Raw genomic sequence first — 10732 nt, 5'->3', positions numbered from 1 at the left:
GCCACTGCTGCTCGCAGCCGTACTCAGGATGCTGACTTTGCTGCCGAGACATCAGAGATGACCAAGCAGCAGACCCTGCAGCAGGCTTCGACTGCGATCCTGGCCCAGGCCAACCAGCTGCCGAACGCTGTGCTCAAGCTGCTCAACTAATCAGAGCCGCTATTAACAAAAGGGGATGCGAAAGCATCCCCCTTTTATTTGTGTGGGCGTTCTTTGCTAAAGCCGGCCTACACAAAGGCTGCTCAGGTTGTTCAGCCAACCTAAGTACAAGCAGCGCAACGTTATTGAACAGTATTCGGCTGGTTAAGAAAAAAGGCCAAGCTAGCGACCGAGACGACAAGCTAGCCAAGAGTTTAAAGATATGACTAATCTGGCGTGCGTTTTGTACTGCATGCGACGCTGCTCTTGGTACAAACCCTAGGTCCCGTTAATTGACTATTAAGCTCTGTACAAAAAGTCTTCGAGCGAAAGTCAGACGAGGCAAAAGTCAGTAAGGAAGCGGAGTTTACATGCTGTACATAAGCATTCCGAATCGATTTTTAACAAAGCATCACCAATGCGTAGATATTTTTCGTACAAAGCCTAGTAATAAGTTGGACGCTTTATGTTTATAGGTAAGCCATTTAATTGGCTTTTTATCTGGTGGTGCCAACTTTCTGGCTTTGTAGAATGGTTTATTAATAAAAATAAATTTTCGCTAAAGTAAATCGGAGTCGGGCCGAAATAGAGAGTAACCAGTTTAAGTCATCATGCTCTTGAGCATGATGGATGGCGAGGTAGGCCAACTGTTTGGGAAATACCGAAGAGAATTTTCCTAAAGCAAATTGAGCAAACGCCGATAACTTAAACGTAAGTTCTCCAGGCCGCTGAGGCAACCGCCAGGCCGGGGTATCAATCAAATGACTTTGTGAGTATCTCATCATGGCTATGACCGTAAACACTAACGTTGCCTCCTTGTCTGTTCAGAAGAACCTGAACCGTGCTTCCGACAGCCTGAGCAGCTCCATGCAGCGCCTGTCCTCTGGCCTGAAAATCAACAGCGCCAAAGACGACGCCGCCGGCCTGCAGATCGCCAACCGTCTGACCAGCCAGATCCGTGGTCTGAACGTAGCGGTCAAGAACGCCAACGACGGTATCTCTATCGCTCAGACTGCTGAAGGTGCTCTGCAAGAGTCCACCAACATCCTGCAGCGTATGCGCGAACTGGCCCTGCAGTCCCGTAACGACAGCAACAGCGAAAAAGACCGTAACGCACTGAATGCTGAATTCACTGCAATGACCGAAGAACTGAGCCGTATTGCCAATACGACTACCTTTGGTAAGGACAAGCAGCTGTTGGACGGCTCTGCCGGTACCATGCAGTTCCAGGTAGGCGCGAACACTGGCACTAACGAAGTGATTTCGATTGACCTGAGTTCTGGCTTTGATGCCACCGATCTGGGTGTTGCCGGTCTTGGCATCACGGGCACAGACAACGCAACGACTCACACTGCAGTAGACGCATCGATCGCTGCAATCGACCTCGCGATGGACACCATCAACTCCAAGCGTGCCGACCTGGGTGCCGTGCAGAACCGTATGAGCAGCACGATCTCCAACCTGCAGAACATTTCTGAGAACGCCACTGCTGCTCGCAGCCGTACTCAGGATGCTGACTTTGCTGCCGAGACATCAGAGATGACCAAGCAGCAGACCCTGCAGCAGGCTTCGACTGCGATTCTGGCCCAGGCCAATCAGCTGCCGAACGCTGTACTTAAGCTGCTCCAGTAATGAGCGTTTAGTCGCTAGCAACGAGGGGGTGCGAAAGCATTCCCTCGTTTTCTTGTTTGTGAGGTGATGACATGGACATGAATGTCAAGCTGAATACGGTTTACGCCCACAGCGGAAACTCCGCCAAGGCGGATGCTAGTCTCAGTGATCGTCCGGCTTCAAAGGATGTTACTTCCTCTAAAGCTGATCAAGTTAAACCAGACACTAATGATATCAAGCAGGCTGTCAAAGATATTCAGGATTTCGTTGATTCAGTACAGAGAAACCTTGAATTTTCAATTGATGATAGTACCGGTACGGTTGTCGTTAAAGTGATTGCTAAAGAGAGTGGCGAGCTCATTAGGCAGCTTCCATCTGAGGAAGCGCTCAAGCTGGCTCAGAATTTAAGAGATGACAGTAGCGGGCTTCTCCAGGAAAAAGTTTAAAACTGGCCTGGTTAATGCTTGTTTACATCCATGAAGACTAAGCAGTCAAAATTTTGTTGAGGCAAAAATCATGGCAGGTATTTCATTTAGTGGTCTTGGTTCAACTGTTAATACTAAAGCCATTGTCGAGGCGTTGGTTGGGGCTGAAAAGTCACCTAAGCAAAACCAAATTGATACTCAGACAAAGAAGGCAAACACTACGCTTTCAGCTATTGGTAGTCTGAAAAGTGCTCTTGAAACCTTCAAGAGTTCAATGAGCAAGCTTAACAGCGAGTCTGCATTCATTGGACTAAGTGCTAAGTCCTCCAATGACAAAGCAGTTACTGTAACTTCAAGCAGTGGTGCAATAGGAGGTAGCTACTCTCTTGATGTGAAGAGCCTAGCGACTGGCTCCAAGGTCACCACTCAAGTCATGGCAGCTGATGCAACAACCTCTGCAGCTGGTAAGCTAACCATTACTCAAGGTTCTGCTTCTGGTGCTGGTAGCTCTTATGACATTGATATAGCTGAAGGGACATCTCTATCTGGTGTTCGTGACGCCATCAACCAGCAGCTGCAAAGCAAAGGTATTACTGCCAACATTGTGACTGACTCGTCTGGTAGCCGACTAGTTTTAAGTTCGACAGCTACCGGAGCGGGTACAGATATTTCCATCGCCACCAGTGACACGGCTCTTTCTGCCTTTGCAGTAGATGGAACGACACAAGTTAAGGATGCCAACGGTAAGCTTGTCAGTGGTTATGTATCGGCGCGTCCAGCAGATGCCAGCTTTACCGTAGATGGTCTGGAAATGACCAGTCCTAGCAATACGCTGGATAAGACTATCAGTGGGCTTAACCTGACCCTTACAGGTATAGGTGCTTCTACTGTTTCGGTCTCTGCCGATAAAGACGGGTTGAAAACGTCTGTGCAAACATTCGTCGATGCTTATAACGCATTGATGAAGACAGCGAGTTCTTTAACCAAGGTATCTTCTTCAGTTTCTTCTGACAGTACATCCACTACTGCATCAGCCCTAACCGGAGATGCTACAGTTCGTAGTCTGTTAAGCGACATTCGTAATGAGCTTACGAATGTACAAAGTAATAGCACTACTGGAATCAGTATGTTGTCTCAGCTGGGCATTATGACCAAGCAAGACGGCACACTAGAGGTGAATAGTACCAAGTTGGATAAAGCGCTGGCAGAAAACTATACCGCTGTATCGAGTTTCTTTACAGGGGATACAGGGCTTCTTAAAAGACTTGATAGCAGGGTGCAGACTTATACTGAATCCAAGGGGATTTTAAACAGTCGTGAGATCAGCCTCAAAACTACTTTGGCAGACTTGGTTGAGCAGCAGTCAGCACTTGATCTGCGAATTGAGAAGCTCGAAGCGACACTTAATGCCAAGTACAATGCTATGGATAGCTTAGTGGCCCAGCTAAATGCCACCAGTACTAGTGTTATGACTACGCTTAATGCTCTTAATAATCGTAAAGAATAAACAGTTTGGCGAGATTGCAAAAGCCCGATTCTAAATCGGGCTTTTGCATTTAAAGCTTTCGCTATTTAGGCCGATACAGGGATATCGAAAACATATACGTGAGGAGTTCACTCCATGTATGCCAAGTCGGCCATGCGTCATTACCAGCAGGTGAATACGCACGCTCAAGTAGTAGAAGCCAATCCCCATCGCTTGATTCAGATGCTTATGGAAGGCGGCCTGTCTCGCCTGGCTCAAGCCAAGGGAGCTATCAATCGTGGGCAGGTTGCTGAAAAGGGGATTCTAATCGGTAAGGCTATCGATATTATCGGTGGTTTGCGGGAGTCATTGAATCCTGAAAAGGGAGGGGAAGTCGCTGTCAACCTTAATGACTTATACGTCTATATGATCCAGCGCCTGATCGAAGCTAATCAGCACAATGATGAAGCTAAGATTGATGAGGTTGCCAAGCTTCTACGCACTATAAAAGAGGGCTGGGACGGTATCGCACCGGCGGCTTGAGTAAAGGAGGTTGGGTTATGTCATTGGCAATTCAGCGATTAGACGAAACAAGAGATGCTTTGGCTGCTGCGCTCGAATGTCAAGATTGGGACTCTATCGGGTCCCTTGATTTTGCCTGTCGTGCTCATATAGACGAGGCTATGCGTGAGCTTCCGCGAGACGATGACGCTTTGCGACTAAGTTTAGAGAAGCTAATGGCTTTCTATGGAAAGCTCATATATGCCAGCCGTATGCAGCGCAATGAAATTGCCAGGGAAGCCTCTAAAGCGAAGCGTTCTCAAAAAGCAGCTAATGTATATAAATTGTTTGGTTAAAAGACGACCAGCGGAACTAAACAGTTGAAAGAAATCACGCCATAAAATTGACTCTTCTCACAGTTTTGACTTTACTAGGGCTATGCCTGTTAGTGGTCTTCGGCGGAAAGGGAATATTAGAAGATGTGGCGTGAAACCAAGATCCTCCTTATAGAAGATGACGCAAGCCGTCGCCACGATCTCACCGTCATTCTGACCTTTCTAGGTGAAGAACATGTCGCGTGTACGAGTGACGATTGGGAGCAGACCGTCGCGTCGTTTGAGAATAGCCGGTCTGTACTGTGCTTGTTGTTGGGACGGGTTGACGCGTCAGGAGGAAGTGTCGAGCTGTTAAAAAAGCTTGCAGAGTTCGACGAGGTTCTTCCCGTCCTGCTTATGGGGGCTACGGTCTATAGTGATTGGCCGGACGATGTGCGTAGGCGCATTCTGGCTACGCTGGATGTCCCTGTTTCGTACAACAGACTGCTCGACTCACTTCATCGTGCTCAGGTCTACCGGGACATGTACGACCAGGCGCGGGATCGCGGGCGGCAGCGTGAGCCTAACCTCTTCCGCAGCCTGGTGGGCACAAGCCGCGCTATTCAAGGCGTGCGCAAGATGATGCAGCAGGTAGCAGATACCGAAGCCAGCGTACTGATCCTGGGTGAGTCAGGTACGGGTAAGGAAGTTGTTGCACGTAACTTGCACTTCCATTCAAAGCGAAAAGACGGCCCCTTCGTTCCGGTGAATTGCGGTGCTATCCCAGCTGAACTCTTGGAGAGTGAGCTGTTCGGTCATGAAAAAGGTGCTTTTACCGGCGCCATTACCAACCGAGCAGGGCGTTTTGAGTTGGCAAATACGGGTACGCTTTTTCTGGATGAAATTGGAGATATGCCACTGAACATGCAGGTTAAGTTGCTGCGTGTACTGCAGGAGCGGACCTACGAGCGCGTAGGCAGTAATAAGACGCAAACGGTCGATGTTCGTATTATTGCGGCTACCCACAAGAATCTGGAGAAGATGATTGAGAATGGGTCCTTCCGTGAGGACTTGTTTTACCGTCTTAACGTTTTCCCAATCGATATGCCACCTTTGAGAGATCGTGCAGAGGATATTCCACTGCTCATCAATGAACTGATTTCTCGAATGGAGCATGAAAAGCGTGGCTCTATCCGTTTTAATTCTGCCGCTATCATGTCCCTGTGTCGCCATAGCTGGCCGGGTAACGTGCGTGAGCTTGCTAACCTTGTTGAGCGATTAGCGATCATGCATCCTTATGGTGTGATTGGTGTAGCTGAGCTGCCACAGAAATTCCGTTACGTCGAAGACGAAAACGATGCGATGACGACCTCTTTGCGTGAAGAGCTGGAGGAGAGGGAGGCCGTTGCGTTAGCCAGTCTTCCGGGTCCGGTAGCTTCTTCAGCGCTTCTGCCCTCTGATGGGTTGGATCTCAAGGATTATCTGGCTAATCTTGAGCAAAGCCTTATTCAGCAAGCACTTGATGATGCGGGGGGCGTGGTGGCTCGTGCCGCTGAGCGTTTACGTATCAGGCGTACCACATTGGTCGAAAAGATGCGTAAGTATGGTATGGGACGCCGTGAGGACGAGCTTACTGATGAAGAGTAACGCTTGGCTGTAATACTTCTGTTCTGACGGCACGCAGCTTGCACACTCTCTGTTTGGTGACGACTTCCTGTCATTAAACAGAGAGTATCGTATGAGTTCATCTGTAACGCCGGTTCCTTCCAATAAGCCTTCTACGGATGAGGTCAAGCGAACACTTGAACAAGCCAGTGTTTTGTTTGAGCCTATTTCGGACCTGTTCAATGAGCCATACGGTTGGCTTGAAAACCGTTTAGTTGATCTGAAGGGTGAGCTTGCGCGTGAAACCGCTCAGCGTGCCCAGGAATTGGCAGAGAAGGAGCGGCTTGCTAGCCGTCTACAGAGTCTTCTCGATATCCTGCCAGCGGGAATCATTGTCCTTGATGGCCATGGAGTCGTCTGTGAAGCCAATCCAGTCGCAGTCGCTCTCTTGGGTGAGCCGCTGATAGGGGTGCTATGGCGAAAGGTCATTGGTCGCTGTTTTGCGCCCCGTAAGGATGACGGCCACGAAGTGTCCCTCAAGAATGGCCGGCGCGTTTCCTTAGCGACTCGCTCATTAGACAGTGAGCCTGGTCAACTCATCATGTTGAACGATATGACCGAAACTCGACGCCTCCAGGAACAGCTGGCTCGCCATGAGCGCTTGTCCTCCATGGGGCGTATGGTCGCTTCGCTTGCGCATCAGATTCGTACGCCGCTCTCGGCAGCAATGTTATACGCAGGCCACCTATCTGAACGACCGTTGCCATTCGAGCAGCAGCAGCGATTTGCCAGCCGACTCAAAGACCGTCTCCATGAACTTGAAAATCAGGTTCAGGACATGTTGATCTTTGCTCGAGGCGAGCTGCCGCTTAACGATCGCGTTTCCCCTGTTCAGTTGTTCGCCGCTATTCAATCGACCGCCAATCCTTACCTGGAAGACTTGCAGCTGCGATGGCAGTGTGATGCGTTCGTGGGGGAGGTGCTGTGTAATCGAGATACGCTGGTAGGCGCTGTGATGAATGTCATCCATAACGCAGTGCAGGCGGCGGGCAAGGCGGCTCGGTACAAGATTCATGCATACGCCAAGCAGGACACCCTACGGTTGTCTATTAGCGATAGCGGCCCTGGTATGACCGTTGAGACGCTTAAGCGACTCGGCGAGCCCTTTTTCACGACTAAACCAATGGGAACCGGTTTGGGCATGACTGTAGCTAGGACTGTAGCCAAGGCTCATCAGGGAGACCTGCTGATTCGCTCAAGGCCGAGTAGGGGAACATGCATGACATTTGTGTTGCCACTTCATAGTCCGCGGCTGGTGCTCATGGAGAATGGTTTATGAGTGCTCGCATTTTGCTGGTGGAAGATGACGCAGCCCTGCGCGAAGCGCTAGAGGATACGTTAGAAGTAGGTGGCTTTGATTTTGATTCTGTCGATAGCGCAGAGGCAGCACTGGTAGCGCTGAGCCAGAATGCCTATGTACTGGTTATCAGTGATGTGAACATGGGCGGTATGGATGGTCATCAGCTCATGGTCTGCATTCAGCAAAAGAGATGGCACGTGCCCGTCCTGCTGATGACTGCTTTCGGCTCCATTCAACGAGCTGTAGAGGCTATGCGGCAGGGTGCCGTGGATTATCTGGTCAAGCCATTCGATCCACAGGTGCTGTTAGATCGAGTTGAGCGCTACGTCGTAAATAACCAGGCTATCGACGGGTGTAGTAGCCCTGTTGCCCGCGAGCCGGCGAGTCGTCAGCTTTTAGCCTTGGCTGCTCGTGTCGCAAAGAGTGATTCAACCGTTTTGATTTCAGGGGAGTCTGGTACGGGCAAAGAGGTATTAGCTCGTTATATTCATCTGCTGTCAATGCGTGCGGCGGGACCTTTTGTTGCCATTAACTGTGCAGCTATTCCAGACAACATGTTTGAGGCTACGTTGTTTGGACATGAAAAGGGTGCCTTTACCGGTGCTATTGCCTCGCAGCCAGGTAAGTTTGAGTTGGCTGATGGCGGCACTATTCTGCTGGATGAAGTTTCTGAAATGCCTCTAGGACTACAGGCCAAGCTCTTACGAGTGTTACAAGAGCGGGAGGTCGAGCGTGTTGGGGCACGAAAACCCAAGCAGGTTGATATTCGGGTATTGGCAACAACCAATCGGGACCTTGCCTCCGAGGTGGCAGCGGGGCGTTTTCGAGAGGATTTATACTATCGACTGTCCGTTTTCCCTTTGGCATGGCGGCCGCTTCGTGAGCGTCCAGCCGATATCCTGCCGCTCGCAGAGCGTCTTTTGAATAAGCACGCTACCAGGCTGGGACAAGCCGGTATTGTTTTTTCAGCGGGAGCTATCCGACTACTTGAGTGCTACGGTTGGCCAGGGAATGTTCGTGAGTTGGATAATGCGGTGCAACGGGCCCTGATCCTCCAGCAGGCGGGTACCATTGAGCCGGAGGACTTATGTCTTCAAACCGCTCCAGATTTCATTGCACATGACATTGTTCCGCCGGTGGTTGCAGTCAAGGCGCCTTCAAACCAGGCGGCGCTTGAGGAATCGTCAACGGCTGGGGTGCTGGGTGATGACTTACGTCGTCGTGAATTCGAGGTAATCATGGAGACGTTACGAGCTGAGCGGGGAAGGCGAAAAGAAGCTGCTGATCGGCTAGGTATCAGCGCGCGTACTCTACGGTATAAGCTTGCTCAGATGCGTGAGGCGGGTATCGATATTGAAGCGTATCTGTATGCCAGCTAGACCCCGGCTAGGAGCCGGGGTCCTAAACGTTAGTCGCTTGAACTGAGGTCCATCTCTTTATAGCGAACCAGTCGGCTGCGGTGCTTGAAACGGTAGCCTAGCCAGATCAGCAAAAACAGTGGAATGCTGATATAGGTGGCAGCCAGTCCCGCCCAGTCAATCTTGTCGCCAATAAGCGCCGTGTAGTTCTGCCCCATGGTAATAAACAGGCAGAGGGCGAACGCAAGCAGCGGCCCGAAGGGGAAAAGCTTGGCTCGGTAAGGAAGGTCTTCGAGTCTCCCTCCTTGGGCGGTATATCCCTTGCGGAATCGGTAATGGGAAATGGCAATACCCAGCCATGCGATGAAACCACACATGCCTGACGTATTCAGAAGCCAGGTATACAGGACTTTATCCCCGACAATTGAGGTCAGGAAGCATAATGCGCCTACTAGCGTGGTCGCATATAGGGCATTACGTGGAACACCGTTTCGCGAAACGTTGGCGAATAGGCGTGGTGCTTTTCCTTGCTGTGCCAGACTAAATAGCATGCGCGTCGATGCGTACATGCCAGAGGTTCCGGCAGATAGAATGGCAGAGAGGATAACTGCATTCATCACGCCGGCAGCCGCCGCGAAGCCTGCTCGCTCAAAGAGTAAAGTGAACGGAGAAACGCTGATATCACTGGCTTCGTTTTGCAGTAGGCGTGGGTCCGTATAAGGAATCAGCATGGCAATTACAAAAATAGCCAGGATGTAGAACATCAGGATTCGCCAGAAGACCTGGCGGATCGCGATCGGGATATTCTTTTTTGGGTTTTCCGATTCGCCGGCCGCCACGCCAATCAGTTCCGTTCCTTGAAAGGAAAAGCCGGCAATCATGGCGACACCTACCATAGCCTGAAGGCCGCCAACGAAGGGCGCCTCGCCTAGGGTGAAGTTGGAAAAGCCCGGTGCTTCGACGCCATGCATAATGCCGAATATGCTGGCGAGACCAATGCCGATGAAAATGACCACAGTCAGCACCTTGATCAGGGCAAACCAGAATTCGCTCTCACCAAAGCCTCGCGCCGAGAAGACGTTCAGTAAGAACATCAACGCAAGGAAGCCAGCACTCCAAACGATTCCGGGAGTGTCTGGAAACCAGAAGCTCATGATCAACTGTGCGGCGACCAGCTCAGCTGCAATCGTTACTGCCCAGTTGTACCAATAATTCCAACCCAGAGCGAAGCCAAACCCATCCTCGACAAAGCGGCTACCGTATGTGCTGAAAGAACCTGAGACTGGCATGTAGGCGGCCATCTCGCCAAGGCTCGTCATGAGGAAATACACCATGAGACCAATCAAGGCATAGGCGAGCAGGGCGCCGCCAGGACCTGCCGAAGCAATAGTGGCCCCTGACGCAACGAAAAGCCCTGTACCAATCGAGCCCCCAATGGCAATCATGTTCAAGTGCCTGGGTTTTAGTACCCGGTTCAGATGAGGCTTTTCCGGTGTGGCGGTTTGCTCTGCTGTGGGGTGCCCCTGCGAGGCAGTCGGCTGTTCCGGAGGAAAGGAGGCGGCAGTCATAACAAAAGGTCCAACTAAGGCAGCAAGGGTCTGGTAATAGTCTCCAGACTCGGATAATGCTCACCGGCGTTGCCAGTGAAGGGCTCTTACAACGCAGGCAACTGTTTAAAGTAGTGCCTGGGTGCAAAGCGCCGTTTGCAAAAAGGGCGGGAGTGTACAGCAAAAGGAAAGCGCAAGGCGCCTGATCGCTATTGAATTTCTACATGAACGCTGATGTGGGAAGTATAGGTGCGTCCATAAAAAAACCCAGCCATTGGCTGGGTTTTGAATTTGGCTCCGCGACCTGGACTCGAACCAGGGACCCAATGATTAACAGTCATTTGCTCTACCGACTGAGCTATCGCGGAACAACAAGACGTATCTTACTGATTGCTAAGGAGAAGTCAA

Annotated in this window: 10 protein-coding genes and 1 tRNA gene; 9 read left to right on the top strand and 2 right to left on the bottom strand. The window is 50.7% G+C overall.

Features of this window, described 5'->3' with window-relative positions:
• The 9 genes from IEX86_RS06600 to IEX86_RS06560 all read left to right on the top strand — a co-directional run.
• Positions 1-150: flagellin (locus tag IEX86_RS06600; RefSeq protein WP_268239855.1), on the top strand; the 150-nt coding region annotated here is incomplete at its 5' end.
• A 771-nt stretch (positions 151-921) separates the two neighbouring features.
• Entirely contained in the window at positions 922-1770 is an 849-nt protein-coding gene (locus IEX86_RS06595; RefSeq protein ID WP_188865314.1) for a flagellin domain-containing protein, read from the top strand.
• Between the two features lie 71 nt (positions 1771-1841).
• Positions 1842-2195 (top strand): flagellar protein FlaG, encoded by a 354-nt coding sequence (locus IEX86_RS06590; RefSeq protein WP_188865313.1) that lies wholly within the window; start codon positions 1842-1844, stop codon positions 2193-2195.
• Positions 2196-2265: 70 nt separating this feature from the next.
• On the top strand, positions 2266-3681 hold the full coding sequence (gene fliD / locus IEX86_RS06585; protein WP_188865312.1) for a flagellar filament capping protein FliD: 1416 nt from the start codon (positions 2266-2268) through the stop codon (positions 3679-3681).
• 114 nt (positions 3682-3795) lie between these two features.
• A complete protein-coding gene (gene fliS / locus IEX86_RS06580) occupies positions 3796-4182 on the top strand; it encodes a flagellar export chaperone FliS (protein WP_188865311.1) in 387 nt (128 codons plus the stop codon).
• A gap of 17 nt (positions 4183-4199) precedes the next feature.
• Entirely contained in the window at positions 4200-4496 is a 297-nt protein-coding gene (locus IEX86_RS06575; RefSeq protein WP_188865310.1) for a flagellar protein FliT, read from the top strand.
• Positions 4497-4619: 123 nt separating this feature from the next.
• Positions 4620-6101, top strand: a complete 1482-nt coding sequence (locus tag IEX86_RS06570; RefSeq protein WP_188865309.1) for a sigma-54 dependent transcriptional regulator — start codon at positions 4620-4622, stop codon at positions 6099-6101.
• Between the two features lie 91 nt (positions 6102-6192).
• The gene (locus tag IEX86_RS06565; RefSeq protein ID WP_188865308.1) at positions 6193-7398 is read left to right on the top strand and encodes a sensor histidine kinase; all 1206 of its coding nucleotides are present in this window, start codon (positions 6193-6195) and stop codon (positions 7396-7398) included.
• Positions 7395-8798 (top strand): sigma-54-dependent transcriptional regulator, encoded by a 1404-nt coding sequence (locus IEX86_RS06560; protein WP_188865307.1) that lies wholly within the window; start codon positions 7395-7397, stop codon positions 8796-8798. Before IEX86_RS06565 ends, IEX86_RS06560 begins: the two co-directional genes overlap by 4 nt.
• A 29-nt stretch (positions 8799-8827) precedes the next feature.
• On the opposite strand, the gene IEX86_RS06555 is transcribed toward IEX86_RS06560, so the two are convergent.
• The gene (locus IEX86_RS06555; protein WP_188865306.1) at positions 8828-10345 is read right to left on the bottom strand and encodes an amino acid permease; all 1518 of its coding nucleotides are present in this window, start codon (positions 10343-10345) and stop codon (positions 8828-8830) included.
• A 271-nt stretch (positions 10346-10616) separates the two neighbouring features.
• Positions 10617-10692: transfer RNA gene (locus IEX86_RS06550), tRNA-Asn, on the bottom strand.
• Positions 10693-10732 lie beyond the last annotated feature (40 nt).

The organism is Pseudomonas asuensis (genome assembly GCF_014646755.1).
GTDB lineage: Bacteria > Pseudomonadota > Gammaproteobacteria > Pseudomonadales > Pseudomonadaceae > Chryseomonas > Chryseomonas asuensis.
The sequence above is the reverse complement of the archived record's forward strand: the minus strand, read 5'-3'. Positions and strand labels throughout refer to the sequence as shown.